At 69.7% G+C, this 16,183-nt stretch carries 12 protein-coding genes and 1 pseudogene; 7 read left to right on the plus strand and 6 right to left on the minus strand.

What is annotated here, in order from left to right:
• Positions 1 to 156 precede the first annotated feature (156 nt).
• Entirely contained in the window at positions 157 to 1,167 is a 1,011-nt protein-coding gene (locus ABD198_RS28620; RefSeq protein WP_344007282.1) for a M56 family metallopeptidase, read from the minus strand.
• A 5-nt stretch (positions 1,168 to 1,172) separates the two neighbouring features.
• Positions 1,173 to 1,604: a BlaI/MecI/CopY family transcriptional regulator gene (locus ABD198_RS28625; protein ID WP_344007284.1), complete on the minus strand. Its 432-nt coding sequence runs from the start codon at positions 1,602 to 1,604 to the stop codon at positions 1,173 to 1,175.
• A gap of 138 nt (positions 1,605 to 1,742) precedes the next feature.
• On the opposite strand from ABD198_RS28625, the gene ABD198_RS28630 reads away from it, so the two are divergent.
• The 3 genes from ABD198_RS28630 to ABD198_RS28640 all read left to right on the plus strand — a co-directional run bounded on the left by ABD198_RS28630 (position 1,743) and on the right by ABD198_RS28640 (position 4,656).
• The gene (locus ABD198_RS28630) at positions 1,743 to 3,128 is read left to right on the plus strand and encodes an MGDG synthase family glycosyltransferase (protein ID WP_344007286.1); all 1,386 of its coding nucleotides are present in this window, start codon (positions 1,743 to 1,745) and stop codon (positions 3,126 to 3,128) included.
• Positions 3,125 to 3,910, plus strand: coding sequence for a polysaccharide deacetylase family protein (locus tag ABD198_RS28635; RefSeq protein ID WP_344007288.1), 786 nt, complete (start codon positions 3,125 to 3,127; stop codon positions 3,908 to 3,910). The genes ABD198_RS28630 and ABD198_RS28635 overlap by 4 nt, the downstream gene beginning before the upstream one ends.
• Before the next feature lie 77 nt (positions 3,911 to 3,987).
• Positions 3,988 to 4,656, plus strand: a complete 669-nt coding sequence (locus ABD198_RS28640; RefSeq protein ID WP_344007291.1) for a DedA family protein — start codon at positions 3,988 to 3,990, stop codon at positions 4,654 to 4,656.
• An 863-nt stretch (positions 4,657 to 5,519) separates the two neighbouring features.
• Here ABD198_RS28640 and ABD198_RS28645 read toward each other — a convergent pair.
• The 4 genes from ABD198_RS28645 to ABD198_RS28660 form a co-directional block, all read right to left on the minus strand.
• On the minus strand, positions 5,520 to 6,170 hold the full coding sequence (locus tag ABD198_RS28645) for a phosphatase PAP2 family protein (RefSeq protein WP_344007293.1): 651 nt from the start codon (positions 6,168 to 6,170) through the stop codon (positions 5,520 to 5,522).
• 243 nt (positions 6,171 to 6,413) lie between these two features.
• On the minus strand, positions 6,414 to 6,725 hold the full coding sequence (locus ABD198_RS28650) for a hypothetical protein (RefSeq protein ID WP_344007295.1): 312 nt from the start codon (positions 6,723 to 6,725) through the stop codon (positions 6,414 to 6,416).
• A 272-nt stretch (positions 6,726 to 6,997) separates the two neighbouring features.
• Entirely contained in the window at positions 6,998 to 7,723 is a 726-nt protein-coding gene (locus tag ABD198_RS28655; protein ID WP_344007297.1) for a DedA family protein, read from the minus strand.
• A 580-nt stretch (positions 7,724 to 8,303) separates the two neighbouring features.
• Positions 8,304 to 10,433, minus strand: a complete 2,130-nt coding sequence (locus tag ABD198_RS28660) for a transglycosylase domain-containing protein (protein WP_344007299.1) — start codon at positions 10,431 to 10,433, stop codon at positions 8,304 to 8,306.
• 775 nt (positions 10,434 to 11,208) lie between these two features.
• On the opposite strand from ABD198_RS28660, the gene mptB reads away from it, so the two are divergent.
• The 4 genes and pseudogenes from mptB to ABD198_RS28680 all read left to right on the plus strand — a co-directional run.
• Complete coding sequence (gene mptB / locus ABD198_RS28665) at positions 11,209 to 12,444, plus strand: polyprenol phosphomannose-dependent alpha 1,6 mannosyltransferase MptB (RefSeq protein ID WP_344007301.1); 1,236 nt, start codon at positions 11,209 to 11,211, stop codon at positions 12,442 to 12,444.
• A 683-nt stretch (positions 12,445 to 13,127) separates the two neighbouring features.
• Entirely contained in the window at positions 13,128 to 14,423 is a 1,296-nt protein-coding gene (locus ABD198_RS28670) for a DUF1479 domain-containing protein (protein ID WP_344007303.1), read from the plus strand.
• Positions 14,424 to 14,741: 318 nt separating this feature from the next.
• A pseudogene (locus tag ABD198_RS28675) lies at positions 14,742 to 15,143 on the plus strand (aldehyde dehydrogenase family protein); the annotation flags it as partial.
• A 195-nt stretch (positions 15,144 to 15,338) separates the two neighbouring features.
• The coding region (locus ABD198_RS28680; RefSeq protein WP_344007305.1) for a PAS domain-containing protein at positions 15,339 to 16,183 on the plus strand (845 nt) is incomplete at its 3' end.

A 16,183-nucleotide genomic window follows, 5' to 3' on the forward strand; every position in this document is an offset into this window, starting at 1 on the left:
TCCGCTACGAAGCGACCGTACTGGTCGCAGCCATCAACGAATGGCTGTGACCAGCACTTTCGAAACGCACCCTAGTAGCGGCCGATCCTTCCGGTCCGGCCAGGTGACGGGGGCGACACCACGTCGGCGACAGAGTGAGCGCGGGACTCGTACCGGTTACGGTCGGTCCTCCCTGCTCTCCTGACGCTCGTGACCCGCGCAACAGGAGTCGGGCGTGTGTCGATGCTGCGACGGCACGCCGGCGGTGCCGACGCGCACCGCGCACTGCGCCCAGTGCGCGCTGTCCACCATGTGGTCGCTGTCGGATGCGGCGTTGGCAAGGCTGGCGCAGCACACGGCCAGCAGGATGCCACCCGCCACGAAAGGCAGGTTCCGGCGTGCGGGAGGCGGGGCCAGCAGGGCCCGCACCCGCTGGGGTACCGCACCGCCGGTTACGGCCATGGCGATGGGACGTGGCGCCCCGGCCGAGGCCAGAGCCGCACGGCCGACGGCGTGGGCGACGATCTTGCGGTCGCCGACACTCTCGGCTGCGTCTTCGTCGGCCCAGCGTTCCAGGACGAAGCCGCCGGCGACTGCCAACGGCCGCAGCAACGGGTTCAAGGCCGCCGAGAGCCGCCACACGCTCTGGAAAAGGTGGTGCCGGCTGCGCAGATGCGCCCGCTCGTGCGCGAGCAGGGCCTCACGTTCGCCGTCAGCGAGACAGCGCAGCATTCCCCGGGAGACCACGATGCGTCCCGGCGTGCCGGGCAGCGCGAAGGCCAGTGGGGCGTCGTCGTCCACCACCACCAGGTCCGTGTCTCCTGGAAGGTGGGCGCATTCCCGCCGTGCCCGCAGGAGGTGACGGACCTGACGTACGGCGGCCACGACCAGCGAGACGACACCGACGACCAGCATCAGGGCGCTCACGGCCGCGACGATGCGGTACACCGGGTCCTCGGCGCGCAGCGCGGCAACGGACCACTGGCCCTCAGCCGCGACCTGCGGAACCTGAGCCACGCCGGTGAAGGCCAGCAGGGCGAGTGCCCCCGCCCAGCCGATGGCCGTCACGAGCGCGGCACAGGCCAGCGCCCGGGCGGCGGGACGCGGGGGCAGCCGGCGCGCAAGCCGCGGTCCAAGCGTGGCGAGCACGACAGTGACGACGAACGGGACGTAGACGCTGACCAGCATCCGACTCACCGCTTCCCGCGGGAGCGCTCACCCTCAGTGGGTGTTTCGTCGTGGCCGGACAGCAGTTGGTGCAGCAGGTGCTCGTCATGCGCCGACAGTTCCGACACGAACCGGGCCAGCACGGCCTCGCGGTCGGAGCCGCCCTCGAGCAGGGAGTGCATGCGCTGGGCAGTGTGGGACGCCTCATCACGGGCGGGCTCGTAGGCGTATCCGCGACCCTCACGGTGTCGCACGAGCATGCCCTTCTCATGAAGCCGAGTCAGGATCGTCAGCACGGTCGTGTAGGCCAGGTCGCCCGGCAACTGCTCCCGGACCTGTCGTGCTGTCAGAGGTCCGTCGGCGGCCCAGAGCGCGGCGAGCACATCGCTCTCCAGCTCACCGCGCGCCCGCCTGCCGGCTGCCCCTCGGGTGCCCCCGTGCCTTGGGTCCTCCACCATCCGCCTTCCTCCGTTCACTTCTGTACAGGCTACCCGTCGGCCAACTACTACTTGTAGGAGGTATGCTCCGGCTTCGAAGATCGGACTACTACATCTCGTAGAGTTCTCTCGCTCCCTTCATGCTGCGGAGGAAAGCCCATGCCCCACGCCGGAAGCACGGCGCCTGGAGTCGCCCTCGCGGGCGCGATTTCGCAGCAGCGGGCCGCAACGCGTCACGCAGGCAGGATCGCCGTCGTCTCCGCAAGCGTCGGAGCCGGTCACGACGGCGCGGCCGCCGAACTCGCCCGACGCCTCACTGCGGACGGCTTCACGGTCGACCGGTTCGACCTGCTGGAACTGCTGCCGGCCCAACTGGGACGTGCCGTCCAGGAGGGCTACCACCGGATGCTCGTCCACGCGCCATGGGTCTATCAGCGGATCTATTCCAGCACCGAGCGGGCCGGAGGTGGCGGCCCGATCGCGCGTGCACTGCTCCGCACGGCCGAGGACCGGGTGCTGCGGGCCCTTCCCCAGGGCACGGGAGCGGTGGTCTCGACCTACCCGGGAGCCAGCCGGGTCCTGGGCAACCTGCGCATGAAGAAGCGCCTGCACATTCCGGTCCTGACGTACCTGACCGACTTCTCGGTACACCCTCTGTGGGTGGCGGACGGTGTCGACGTCCACCTGGCCGCCCACGCCATACCCGCTGCCCAGGCGCGGACGGCAGGGGCACGGGACGTGCGGGTGTGCGGCCCGGTCGCCGACCCACGGTTTGGCCCCTGCGGCACAGAGCAGCGGGCCCGGGCGCGGGCGGCGTTCGGGCTGCCGCAGCAGGCCCCGCTCGCCCTTCTGGTCGCCAGGTCATGGGGCGTCGGACCGGTCCGCAAGGTCGCGCTCGAACTGCGCGACTGCGGCGCCGCCGTCCCGGTCGTCGTGTGCGGCCGGAACGAGACCCTGGCCGAGCAACTGCGCGCGGACGGCATCGAGCACGCCTACGGCTGGGTCGACGACATGCCCAGCCTGATGCACGCCGCGGACGTCCTCGTACAGAACGCCGGTGGACTCACGTCACTGGAGGCGTTCGCCTCTGGCCTGCCCGTCGCCAGCTACCGCTGCATACCGGGGCATGGGCTGACCAATGCGGCCGCCCTGGACGAAGCAGGTGCGGCCGCATGGATTCGCGACCCGGCCGACCTCAAAGCGGTTCTGTGCGACCTGATCGACGGTCCGCTCGGCGAGCAGCAGCGCGCGACCGGCCTCGCCTTGTTCGCCCAGACCCCGGACAGCGGCCCCGCGGCCGAGATCGCACGCGTGCATCGAACGGGCCTCTCCAACGGGGAACAAAAGCCCCCGCTGCCGCGGCGGAGGCGACCGCGTCGACTGGCCGCCACCGCCGCGGTGGCCACCGCTGTGTGGGCATGCTCCATCGGCACGGGGATGGCAACGACGTACGACGGTCCGGGCCTCATGCACGCCATCGGCAACGGCCTTGTGGACCGCCTCGCGGGCCACCACGCCCACCGGCAGGGGGAACAGCACTCGTGAACATCCCCCGGACGCTGCGATCGGCCGCGGTCGCGGCCCTGCCCGCTCTCGCCGCCGCCCATGCCGCCCCCGTGATCTCCACCTTCGGGCCGCTGCGCAACCGCCTGATGCCCCGCCTGTCGGGCCGGGGCCGCCCCGACCACGTCGCCCTCACCTTCGACGACGGACCCGACCCCCGCTCCACCCCGTACTTCCTGCGACTGCTCTCCGACCGCGGGGTGCACGCCACCTTCTTCCTCCTCGGCAGCGAGGCACGGCGCTCTCCCGCCCTGGTCCGGGAGATTGCAGCCGCCGGCCACGAGATCGGCATCCACGGCTGGCTGCACCGCCCCCTGCTCCTGCGTGGACCGCGTGCCACCCACGACGACCTCGCTCGGGCCCGCGACCTCGTCGCCGACCTGACCGGCCGGCCGCCCACGCTCTTCCGCCCCCCGTACGGAGTCATGTCCACCGCCGCCCACCTCGCGACCCGCCGCCTCGGACTCACCCCGGTCCTGTGGACCGCCTGGGGAGAGGACTGGACCGCACGGGCCACCCCGGCTTCCGTCCACCGCACCGTCACCGACGACCTGGACGGCGGCGGCACGATCCTCCTCCACGACTCCGACTGCACCTCCGCCCCCGGCGCCTGGCACTCGGCCCTCGGCGCACTGCCCATGATCCTCGACACGTGCGGGGAGCGGGGTTACTCGACCGGTCCGCTACGCGACCACGGATGGCCGCAGCCGGAAGCATGCCGACGGGAACGTCCCTCACCACCCTCGTCGTCTACGGTTCAGTAGACGGTCTACTTCGCTGTAGTCATCCACGCCCGTCTGCTCCTGGGCGCCCACATCTCCTCAGAAAGGGCTTGGCCCCCATGACCCCACCGCTGCACTTCACGACCCAGCTCGCCGTGAACGTGCTCGACGCCCAGTCACTGCTGGCCGCCTTCGGCGTGCTGGGCGTCGGCGTGGTCCTGTTCGCCGAAACGGGACTGCTGGTCGGGTTCTTCCTGCCCGGCGATTCCCTGCTGTTCACCGCGGGCCTGCTGTGCACGGGAGCGGCGGACCGACCCGTGAAACTGTCCCTTGCGCCGCTGCTGGTCACGGCGGCCGTGGGCGCGCTGGCCGGGGCGCAGTGCGGGTTCCTCATCGGACGCACGGCGGGCGGGGCTCTGATTTCCCGCAGCCGGTCGCCGCGGCTGCACCACGGCGTGAAACGGGCCGAGGAACTGCTGGAGCGGTACGGGCACGCCAAGGCCATCGTCCTGGCCCGGTTCATCCCGGTGGTACGCACGGTCCTCAACCCGATCGCGGGCGCGCTGGAGGTCCCCACGCGGACCTTCACGCTGTGGCAGGTGGCCGGCGGCCTGGTCTGGACGATGGGAATCATCCTGGCCGGGTATGCGTTGGGCTCATCCATCCCCAACGTCGACCACTACCTGCTGCCGATGGTCGCGCTGATCGTCGTCGTGTCGCTGACGCCTCTTCTCGTGGAGTTTCTGCGCGGCCGCCGGGCCGCCAAGTCTGAGGAAGGGCAGCGGTGATCGTCCCCTGTGCGGGGTCGGCCACCGAGGGCCCCGGCGTGTAGACGGCGGCGCCCGAAAAGAAAGCGACAACCCGGATCACGGCGGCCGCCACGGTGATCCCCGCCGGGCTCGGGACGCCGGCGCCGATACCCGTGCTGCAACCGCGGTCCAAGGCCCGGTCACGACGGCTCACCGGCACGCGGCTGGGCGGGCTCCCCCGGACCCGCATGAGCCGCCGCGACCACTCCGGCCCCGCAGGGGCCGCCGGCCTGGGCGGGTAGATCCTTTTCGGTACTCTGGCCGCCCTCGTCGCCGGGCATACTGGCGCACTCGGGCCCGACGGCCGGTTCCTTCCTGGTCGGTCGGGCACTGAGGTTCCCCCGAGATGCGGGGAGCATCAAGCGGGGCCTGGTTGTGCTTCGGTCTCCTCCAGCGGTGGAGAGAGCTGCGGGCAGGGTTGTTCTTCACGCGCAGGCAGGCACTCGCCCCGACGAAGACCTGGCATCAGCTGGCGCTCTATCCACTGCTCGGGTACTGGCTGTGGACGGCTGGAGTCGGCGGCTTGCTGGCGCCGGGCGCACGCCCGGGCGATGTCACAGCCCGCGTGCTGATCGTGGCGTGCGTCGCAGGCTGGGCGGTGATCAACGGTTACGACCGGCGGCGTCCCAAGCTCGGGCATCCCCCGTACGACTGGCGGCGGCTTCGGCCACTCCCCCAGCCGTGGCCCACCGCGTCCCGCACGCTTCGGGCCTACCGGAGCACGAGCGGCGCAGAGGAGCGCATCATCCACCGCTGAGGGCCGGGTGACGTGCCGCCTTTGGACTCGATCGTTGTCGGCAAGTCCGCCCGGGGCGGTCATCGCGCCGCCCCCACCGGTGTGGCTACCGAGCGGCCTGCGTTGCGACCGCGGGTTCGGCCGTCAGCAGCGGTCGCAGCGCGCCTCGGCTCAGGGCCGCGACCAGAGGCGTGGCCCAGCGGCGCAGGGCCAGGCTTGCGAGGTACGCGATGGGCAGTGCGAGAAGCACGGAGCCGAGGACGTCGTGGGGGTAGTGAGCGCCGACGTAGACCCGGGTGAAACCCTCGACCACGGCGAACACCGCCGCGATCGCGCTCAAGCGGCGGTCCAGCAAGAACAGCGCGGCCACCGTCGCAGCGGCCACGGTGCTGTGCCCGCTCGGGAAGGCATAGTCCGACGGCGCCGGGCAGGCATCGACGAAGTAGGCATGCGGCATCGACCGGCAGGGGCGCACCTCACCGATGATCTTCTTGACCACCTCGGCACAGGCGAAGGCGGTCACGACGGCGACCGGCGCAGCCAGCGCAACGGTCATCGCCTGCGTGCCGCGGCGGCGCGCGGACCACCAGCCCATGACCATGAGCACCGCGAAGACGCCCAGGCCGAGGTTGGTCCACACCTCCAGTGGGGTGTTGAGCCACTTCGTGTCGCGGGCGAAATCGGTGACGGAGGTGAACAACGAGCCATCGATGCCGGACCCGTCGAAGGCCAATTGCGCGGTGGCGGCCGCGGTCATAACGAGACGTCCTTCCGTTTGAGCACGCCGTGTGAGCAAGGGATGGGTACGAGGCGACGCGGTTCGAGTCCGCGATGCCGACCTGTTCCCGTCTCCGCGATGACATGCTGCTGATATCGCGGAGACGGGAGGGTAACTGCCTGGTCAATCTACTACACGTTGTAGAAGCTCGAGGATCGAAGGCCCCGGCCTGCTCCTCAAGCTCGGACTAGCCGCCGATGCTGCCCGTGCGAAGCCGTCCCGTCAGTACGCGGGGTGGGCGGGGGCAAGTGACGCTGTTCTGCGACGATGGACGAAACGGATCACGGACACCACGAACACGGTGGGCCGGTGCGAATGATCAAGGTTCACCGTGATCTCGTGAGCCGGGTACAGGCCCCGCGCGGCCAGCGTCATGCCCGCCCAGCGATGATCTGTCGAGAAGCTCCAGCGGACGCGTCCGGCCTGCCGGGCGGGGACCGTCACCGTGACGCGGCCGACTCTCAGGCCGGCGGGGTTCACGCCGAGTCGTCTCAAGAAATCTGTCAGCCCGGCAGGCGTGGTGGTGAACTGCACGTACTACGAGTCCTTCTCCCACGCGTTTGACTCGAAGAAGGCGACGTCGCTCGCTCCTGCTGGGATCGGCACCTGGTAGACGGCGCGCTGGACTGCGGACGGCATGCCATGGAAGAGTCCGGCTCGGTCTTCGCGCAGTTGATGAGTGACGGCCATGTTGTGGCTTTGATCGGCGAAGATTGCGAGATACCAGGCCGGGATCAGCCCCAGGAGCGCGGCGGCGAGCCCGGGAAGGGGCCAAATCGGCCCACCGGATGGCACAGGCGATCCGGTCACCGCCACCTCGCCCGCCCAGCGTTGGACGGCGACTGGGACGGTACGCCCGCCGCTGGCTCCACAGGATCCGACTCGACCGGACGGCGGTGGGCCCGGTGGGCCCGGACCCACTGGACCGCGCTCGGCAGGACACCTGCCACGACAACCGCGGCAACGGCAGGAGCGAGGTAAGCCGCTCCGTGCCGCCCGGTTTCCCCGAGGGTGTACCCCGCCAGCACCAGCGACTGCGACCAGGCGAGTCCGGCCACGGCCTGCCACAGGGTGAAGGAGGCCGCCGGCATGCCCAGCAGTCCGGCAGCTGGGTGAGCCAGGGTGCGTATCACCGGCACGAACCGCCCCAGCACGACTGCCCGCCGGGGTCCGTACCGCGCGAGCAGCGCCTCAGCCCGCTGCATACGGTCCCACCTACGCCCCTCCGGCTGGCGCAGGCGCATCGACCGCACACCACGTCGGCCGAGCCAGAACCCGGTCTGTGCTCCCGCCAGGGAGCCCACTCCCGCGCACAGCAGCACCAACGGCAACGACAACCGGCCCGCGCCCGGCACGCTGAGCGAACACGCGAGCCCGGCCGGAAGGAGCAGTGTGTCCCCGGGCAGGAAGACGCCGACGGCAGGCAACCCCGTCTCGGCGAAGACAACGACCAGGACGGCCCAGGCGCCGAACCTCGCCAGCATCGCATGCGGATCCAGTGCCCCTGCGACGGTCACGGGACCTGGCGCCATCGACGGTCCTCCCCTCTGCGCACCTCCACTACCAGGCTCATTTCTACATCATGTAGTAGCTCCTCCCATCAGGCCGCCCCAAATCAAGCCGGGGACCCGGTCCGCCCACGGATGCAGGGCCGCTCTGCACGCGATGCCGCCCCGGCGCGGCCGTTACAGCCCAGTCGGACACAGCCGACGGAACAGGCATCGCGATGACGTACGGGACGCCGTCCGCAGCAGGCAAGCCGAGACACTCAGCAACAGGCGCCCGGTCAGCCGATGGTGAAGTACGCGAAGCTGCCCAGTCCCGCCATCGAGCAGTAAAGAGCGAACGGGATGAGGGTGCCGTTCTCGAAGTAGCGGACCAGGTAGCGCGTGGCGAGAGAGTGAGGCTTCGGGCGACACGCTCGGCGGCTCCAGCCCATCCGGGAACTTCCTGGGTTGGGCCAGCGGTCTCATCTCGGTGACTATCGCGCTGGCGGCGTTCACCGGCTCAGATGCCGAGAGCGTCGCACCCGCTGCGGCATACCGACGGGCCGGGCAGCCGACGGGCCCGCCGTGACGCCGCTCAAGCACCTCCGCCTGCCCGCCGGGCAGATCAGCCGACCGCCCCCCTGCGGAAGCCGCCCGACGCCGGTGGGCTGGTCGTGGGTGCGGGTGAGGTGGCACCACCGGTGGTGCCACCGAGCAGCCCGCCGCCACCCGCACCGCTGGTAGTGCCGCCGCTGGTAGTGCCGGTGGTGTCGGTCGGACTCGGGCTGACGCACTGCTTCTTGTGCCTGTAGCACGGTCCGCTGCTGGAACTCGGTGTGGTCGACGTGGTGGGGGTGGCTGAGGGGCTGCTCGCGGTGCGCGAGGGGGTGGCCGACGGGGTGCCGAATTCGTTGGCGCCCTGGCCCAGCGAGGGTGCTGGCGGGAACTTTCGTACGGGCTGTCCCTGGAGGGCGGCGGTCATGTAGTTGGTCCACACCTCGGTGGGCATGTCGGCGCCGAAGACCTTGGAGAACCCGCCGACGCCCTTCATCGACTGCAGGCCGGAGTTCTTCGGATTCTCCTTGAACATGGCCACCGATGTGACCAGTTGCGGGGTGTAGCCGATGAACCAGGCGGACTTGTAGTCGTCGGTGGTGCCGGTCTTGCCGGCGGCCGGCCGGCCCAGACCCTGGGCGTTGGTGCCCGTGCCGTTCTTGACGACGTCCTGCAGGACGTCGGTGACGGTGTTGACGGTCGTCGACGGCATGGCCGTGGTGCCCTTGGGCTTGTCGAAGCCGGGCAGCCGCTGCCCGTCGGCGATGACCTTGGTCACCGAGTACGGCTCGTGCTGCACGCCGCCGTCGTCGAAGGTGGCGTACGCGTCGGCCATGCGGATCGCCGAGGGGGTGGAGGTGCCGATGTAGAAGCCGGGGGTGTCGTACTGCAGGCTCTTGCGCAGCAGGCCCGCCTTGAGGGCCTCGCTCTCCACGTTGTCGTAGCCGACGTACTCGCCGAGCTGGACGTAGGGCGTGTTGACCGACTGCTCCATGGCCTTGCGCAGGGTGATGTAACCCCATTTCGTGGGGACGTTGTTGCGCTGATGCAGGCGCCCCGTGGGGTCGCCGGAGTCGGCCAGTTCCTGGCCCTGCTGGTTCTTGATGGTGATGCCGTCGTCGCCGTCGAACTTGGAGTCCGGCGTGATCGGCGAGGCCGGCTGACCCGGTGAGAGCACGGCTCCGTGGTCGAGGGCGGCGGCCAGGTCGATGGGCTTGAAGGTGGAGCCGACCGGGACACCGGTGGCGTCGGCGTTGTTGTTCCAGTGGCCCTTGTTCCAGCCGGCCCCGCCGTACAGGGCCACCATCGCGCCGGTCGACGGATCGATCGACGCGGCGCCGACCTGGACGTCCTTGTCGGCCGAGCGGTGCGCGGGGGCGAGGTGCTTGTGCTCCATGGCCGCGACGGACGCCGACAGCGCGTTCACCTTCTTCTTGTCGAAGGTGGTGTAGATCTGGTAGCCGCCGCGGCCGAGCCGCTGATCGGAGATGGACGAGTGGGCCTCGACGTACTTCTTCGCGGTGTCTACCAGATAGCCGGTCTGTCCGGACATCCCCGCCGACGGCGTGTACGGCTTGGGCGTGGGGAAGCCGGCGGCCAGGTACTGCTGGAGCTGGGCGTCGCTGATCTTGTGGATCTTGGCCATGCGCTGCAGGACGTACGTCCAGCGCGCCTCGGCCTGGGCCTTGGCCTGCGGGTCGGTGTCGGCGTACATCAGCAGGCTCGGCTCGTTCACCGCGGCGGCGATGAACGCGCCCTGGCTGACGGTCAGCTGGGAGGCGTGCACGTGGTAGTAGGCGCGGGCCGCTGCTTCGATGCCGTAGGCGTCCCGGCCGTAATAACAGCTGTTGAGATACCCCTGGAGGATCTGCTGCTTTGACATCTGGCCACCGATCTTCAGCGAGATCATGATCTCCCGGAGCTTGCGGGTGACCGACTGGCTCTGGCTGAGGTAGGTGTTCTTCACGAACTGCTGGGTGATGGTGGACCCGGACTGCACCTCACCCCCTGTGGCCATGTGGTACACGGCGCGGAGCATGCCCTGCATGTCGACGCCGGGGTCGGTGTAGAAGGTGGCGTTCTCCGCGGCGAGGAAGTCCCACTGCACCAGCTTCGGAACCTGGGCGAGGTCGACGTTCTGCCGGTTGGTCGACCCCTGTGTGGCCATCACCGAGCCGTCGGACAGGGGGTGCCGTGGCATGCGTGCAGGAGGTGGATCGAGGTGCCGGACGCGACGGTCCGGTGCGGTTCAGCGGCTCGCGTCGCGATGCCGGTCACGGGCATTGTCTGCGGCGTGGGCACCGTTCCACTGACGGCTCTTCGCCACGTCCGTGAAGTCATCTCGCACCTTTCCGGGCCAAGAACAGGCGACTGTTGACAGATGCGCACCAGCTCAGGCGCACACCTGTACGCGGAACACGGCGGCGTCTCGTGCACACATTAGTCCTACATGATGTAGGAGTTGCAGTGGGGCGGCGAGCCGGCGAAGGTGACAGCTGACTCGGAGATCCCGGGTAGCAGGGTCACCGTGCCCAGAACCCCAGCCAAGACACCACCTGAAAGGACGAAAGAGTGCAGAACTGGCCGGGCAGTTTGCGGACCGGCCTCTGGCGGGCTTTCCGGCGGCGAGGTGCGTGGGGGGCACGCCCGAGGCTTTCCCGATGGCCGGAGATGCCGCACGGGCACCGGGTTGCGTGGTCCGCACGATGCAGTGACAGAGTCGGCGGCGCTTCGCCGTCTACATGGCGTAAGAACAAACCCCAACAGCTGGCTCATCACCTACCGGGCGATGTGGCGGCGGGCGGGCAAGATCGTCACGGCGGTCCTCGCCGCGAACTGAAGCAACACCCCGGAGAGTGACCTTGACGGCCAACCACAGTGAGTGGGTCCTGCGTCTCGCGGACCCGATGCGGAGAACTCCCTCGCGAAAACCGATGGTCGTCGACCGGCCATCCACACCACGCCCAGCGGTGTGGATGTCCGGGGCCGGTATCGCGCTGTTCGCTCTGGTCGGCGCGAGCGCGCCCAACCACAACACGCTCAGGGCGCCGATCACCTGGCTCCGGTTGCCCGCCATGCCCGACACGGCCTCCCAGACGGTCACGATCGCGTGCTGGGGCGCGCTGAGCATGCTCAGGGCCCATGAGCAGGGCTGGAGACCCGATGCCCGTCTCCTGTTCCGGCTCGGTGCGCTGGCCGCGCTGGCCGTCGCCAACCTCACCCCGGTCGGCTCCTCGGACATGGCCAGCTATGCCTCGTACGGCCGTATCGCCGCGCTCGGCGGTGACCCGTACGTGACGACACCCGCCCAACTGGGCGGCGCGTACGCCCACCTGGTGAGCCAGGCGTGGCGGAACACACCTTCCGTATACGGGCCGGTGGCGACGTGGTGGCAGGCCACGGCAGCGTTCGTCGGCCAGGAGCGGCCATGGCTGACGATATGGGCACTGATGCTCGCGAACGCCGCCGTCTTCGCGGGTACCGGCTACCTGCTGCTGCGGATCGCCGACGACCCGGTTCGGGCGGCCCTGCTGTGGAGCGTGAACCCGCTGCTGATCGGCGTGCTGGTCGGGGGCGGGCACCTGGACACCCTCGTCGCGGGCCTGGCCGTCTGCGCGGTCCACCTCGCCCGCAAAGCCACCCGATGGCACCACGACCTGATCGTGGGAGCGCTGGTCGGCCTCTGCTGCGGCGTCAAGATCAGTGCCTGCCTCCTCGGCGCCGGGTTGGCCTGGCCGCTGTTGCGCTCGGGCACCTGGCGACCGGCCCTCCGGCAGGCATGCGGGGGCGCGTTGACTCTGGCCGCCGTCTACGGAGCGTACGGCGCGCACGCCCTGGCCCCGCTCTCCGCTGCCTCCCGACTGGTCTCCGCACCCTCGTTGTGGGCGGTGTTCGATCAGTTCGGTGCCGCGGTCCTGGGCCCTCGCACGGCTGCGGCAGTTGTCGGTGTGCTGTGGCCAGTAGTGATGATCGCGCTGGCGTGGCTGCTCCACCGCCGTACCGCTCCGCACGCCCCCACCGTCGACGCCCTGCCGTTCGCGCTGGCCTTCGCCTGGGTCCTCGCGGCACCATGGTCGATGCCCTGGTACACCGCTCTGGCCTGGGCCCTGGCGGCCCTGTTCGGCCAGGGCCGCCCGACTCGGTACCTCGCCGTGACCACCGCCGTTCTGGCCCTGTCCCACAACAGCGGCGGTCACGGCTGGACGTGGTGAGAGGCCATGCCGCGCCGGTCGCCGAGGGCCCGGCCACAGGGAAGAGGGCGGGCAAAGCGGCCCCCACGGCGGTCCGCTCCGACTCGCCGAGCCTGTCGAGCGCGGCGCCGAGACGGTGTTCGTGACCCCGGCCCATGCGACATGCCCGGCCCGTCAGGCTCACTCACCGGCACACGGTTCTCTCGGCGCACCCTGAGAGCAGAGGCAGACCTGGTCACGGGGGGAGACCGAGCCTGCCCCTGAACGTCGGCGCCTGGGTATCTTCCCCCTGGAAGATCGGCGCCATACCCCCGTCGGGGTCACTTCCAACAGCGCGCCGTGCGTGAGGAATATCACGGGTGGAAGAGATGGCCACGAGGTCGACACCTTTATGAAGGTGCGCACTTGTCGCCGTCATGGCTTGGCTACGAGTCGCGCCCTCCTCAGCCCACTCACCAGTCGACGTACTCCTGCACAGAGTCCATGCGACCGATTGTGGTCCTCCCTCGAACCCCCTCTGCTGCGGCTCGGCCGGTCGCGCCCGATCGTTGCGGCTTCAGGGCCGGGGCGTTGGGCACCAGCGGCCTGCTCCCGACCGTCAGGCGCCTGACCAGGGCAGATGGAGAACTGGGACGGGAGTATCTAAACCTGCCCGAGAGGTTAACTTCGAGTTGGTAAGGAGCCCTCACCAAAGGAGTCGAGCGATGACGCTCGCCACTGAACCCCACGCCACCGCACCCCTGCCTCACTGGGAAGAAGCCCCGGCCGACCTTTCCGCTGCCATCCGCGAGATCAAGCCCGCCCTGCGGGCCCGCATCGAAGCCTCCGGCCGTACCGTCGAAGAGGTATTCGCGGCTGTCGAGCAGCGCATCGAGGCCCGCATCCGCGAAATCGAGGACGACCGGGAGCAGGGCGAGGAGGTGTGGCCCGTCCTGGACTACGACGCCATCGCAGGCGGAACCGTCACGCCGTCCCAGATGGCCAAGCTCAAGAAGCGCGGCTGTCTCGTGGTGCGAGGCCACTTCCCGCGCGAGCAGGCACTGGCCTGGGACGCCGACATCGTCGACTACGTCGAACGCAACAAGTTCTTCGAGAACTACAGGGGCCCCGGCGACGACTTCTTCGGGAGCGTCGGCTCCAAGCCCGAGATCTACCCCATCTACTGGTCCCATGCCCAGATGCAGGCCCGCCAGTCCGACCGCATGGCCACCGTCCAGTCCTTCCTCAACTCCTTCTGGAAGCACACCTCCGACGACGGCACCCAGTGGTTCGACCCCGACCGTGACGCGATGTACCCCGACCGCATTCGGCGCCGACCCCCGGGCGCCAACTCCTCCGGTCTCGGGACCCACTGCGACCCCGGCACCCTCGACCTGTGGATGACCCAGGAGTATCAAAAGGCCTTCCGCCACCTCTTCGACGGCACCGCCGAGCAGTACGACCCCTGGGACGCAGCACATCGCACCACCGGCCCGCAGTACCCCGGCTCCACCATGTGCTCGGCGTTCCGCACCTTCCAGGGCTGGACCGCCCTGTCCGACATGGACGCCGACCAGGGCGTGCTGCACACGGTGCCGATACCGGAGATCATGGCCTACCTGCTGCTGCGCCCCCTGCTGCCGGACGTGCCTGAGGACTCCATGTGCGGCGTGCGCACCAACCAGGTCTTCCCGGTCACCAAGCGCTGGCATCCCACGCTCTATCGCGTCCTCACCCCGATCCCCGACGTGAAGGCCGGCGACTCCGTCCGGTGGCACTGCGACATGATCCACAGCGTCGCCCCTGTCGAGAACCAGAAGGGCTGGGGCAACGTCATGTACATCCCCGCCGCCCCCTGGTGCGCCCGCAACGAGCGGTACGCCGCACAGGTCCGCGAAGCATTCGTGACGGGCTCCAGCCCCAGCGACTTCCCCGCCGAGCACTACGAGCGCACCTGGACCGATCGCTTCACGATCGACGACCTCAACGAGACCGGACGGCGCGGCCTGGACCTCGGCTGACCGCCCGCCCGCCAGAGCGCCCACGAGCCCGCAAGGCCCGCCACTGGACCCCGCGGGCTTCGGCGTCCCTTCGGTCAATTCTCGCGAAGTTCCGGCGTTGCGGCAGGACCCGTACCGGAACCATTCACCTCCACCGCGACAACCGGAGATCAACAACCAGTGCAGCCGCCGTCGGCCGCCGCCCCGCGGGGGGCCGAGAATCGGTCACCAGAAGCACGCAGAACCAGCCCCGGGCAGCGCACACTCGGAGAACTCCGGGATCACTGAGCCTCGAACCCACGCCCGACTTCCGCAGCCACGCCTCAGTGGACTCCAGGTCTGGAACGCGGTTGGTACGTGCAGCCGACCGTCTTCGTCGACGTCAACAACAACGCCGTGATCGCACAGGAGGAGATCTTCGCCCCGGTGCTCTCCCTCATCCCGTACGACGACGTGGACGATGCCGTCCGCCTCGCCAACGACTCCGACTTCGGACTCGGCGGCACAGTGTGGACGTCCGACCCCGAGCGCGGCCGGGCCGTCGCCCACCCGGTCCGCACCGGCACCATCGGCGTCAACCACCACATCCCCGACCCCACCGCACCCTTCGGCGGCGTCAAGGCCAGCGGTCTCGGCCGCGAGCTGGGCCCCGAGGGTCTCTCACCGGTTACCAGTGCACGTCGGGCGCCGTGGCGATGCTCGCCACGGCGCCCGACGTGGCCCGAACCGCCATACTGGTAGCGGTGGAACGGTCCGGTGTGCGGGGGCAGCCGGCCGCTTCGCCCGTCGCCGAGGGTGACCGGATCGCCGCAGGCGGGTCTCACCGAGAGGAGAGGGACGGCCATGACGCACCTCCGCACCGCTGGTGAAGGCCCATCTGATGGTCATCGCGAGGTCGGGTACACGGCCACGGCGACCGTCGATCAGCGGGGCATCGTGACAGGCTGGAGCGAGGGGGCCAGGCGCCTGCTCGGCTACGGGGCCGAGGAGGTCGTGGGGCGATCGACGGCCGGCTTGCTCGCCGAAGGCTTCACCACGGCGAAGCCGGCCTCGCCGGCCGACCGGCAGAGCTGGAGCGGAGAACTGGTCCTGCGGCACCAGGACGGCCACTGCGTGGAGGTGAACCTGCTCGCGCACCGCCGGTCGTCGGAGAACGGAGTTGACTGGCTCCTGATATGGGCCCCCACGCCCCGGCCGTATCCGCGCGAGGCCGATGAGATGGTGCACTGGGGATATGCCCAGTCCCCGTGCATCCTGGCGATCTACGACACGGAGCTGCGGTCTGTGCGGGCGAACGCCGACATGGAGCGGGCTGTCGCCCTCACGGACGCGCAGATGCGCGGCCTGACCATGTCGGAGATCGTGCCGGACAACTGGGAAGCCGAGAAGATCGAACGCGGCATGCGTGATGTGCTCCGGACCGGCGAACGTCTTGACCTGGAGTGCTTCCTCCGGGTGCCGGGTGAGAGCCGCGAGCATGCCTGGTCCGTCTCCCTCGCACCGCTGAGGGACGGAAGCCGCATGTGCGGCGTGTGCTTCGCGGCCCGCGATACGACCTCGCGATACGAGGCCCGACAGCGGCTGCTGCTGGTCAACGAGGTCGGCAGCCGTATCGGCAGCACGCTGGACATGGAGCACACCGCGCAGGAACTGGCCGATGTGACCGTCCCCCGGCTTGCTGACTTCGTCAGCGTCGACCTCCTCGCCGATCTCGCGGACGGTGACGAACCTCCCTCCGGCCCGCTGACAGGCCCAGTGCCGCTGCGCCGTGTGGCACAGCA

This window comes from Streptomyces thermocarboxydovorans (assembly GCF_039524635.1).
In the GTDB taxonomy this organism is placed as follows: Bacteria; Actinomycetota; Actinomycetes; order Streptomycetales; family Streptomycetaceae; genus Streptomyces; species Streptomyces thermocarboxydovorans.

Excerpts from the sequence above, each read along its gene's own strand:
- ABD198_RS28620 (WP_344007282.1), bottom strand. The coding sequence starts at position 1,167 with ATGCTGGTCAGCGTCTACGTCCCGTTCGTCGTCACTGTCGTGCTCGCC.
- ABD198_RS28625 (WP_344007284.1), bottom strand. The coding sequence starts at position 1,604 with ATGGTGGAGGACCCAAGGCACGGGGGCACCCGAGGGGCAGCCGGCAGG.
- ABD198_RS28630 (WP_344007286.1), top strand. The coding sequence starts at position 1,743 with ATGCCCCACGCCGGAAGCACGGCGCCTGGAGTCGCCCTCGCGGGCGCG.
- ABD198_RS28640 (WP_344007291.1), top strand. The coding sequence starts at position 3,988 with ATGACCCCACCGCTGCACTTCACGACCCAGCTCGCCGTGAACGTGCTC.
- ABD198_RS28645 (WP_344007293.1), bottom strand. The coding sequence starts at position 6,170 with ATGACCGCGGCCGCCACCGCGCAATTGGCCTTCGACGGGTCCGGCATC.
- ABD198_RS28655 (WP_344007297.1), bottom strand. The coding sequence starts at position 7,723 with ATGGCGCCAGGTCCCGTGACCGTCGCAGGGGCACTGGATCCGCATGCG.
- ABD198_RS28660 (WP_344007299.1), bottom strand. The coding sequence starts at position 10,433 with ATGCCACGGCACCCCCTGTCCGACGGCTCGGTGATGGCCACACAGGGG.
- mptB (WP_344007301.1), top strand. The coding sequence starts at position 11,209 with ATGTCCGGGGCCGGTATCGCGCTGTTCGCTCTGGTCGGCGCGAGCGCG.
- ABD198_RS28670 (WP_344007303.1), top strand. The coding sequence starts at position 13,128 with ATGACGCTCGCCACTGAACCCCACGCCACCGCACCCCTGCCTCACTGG.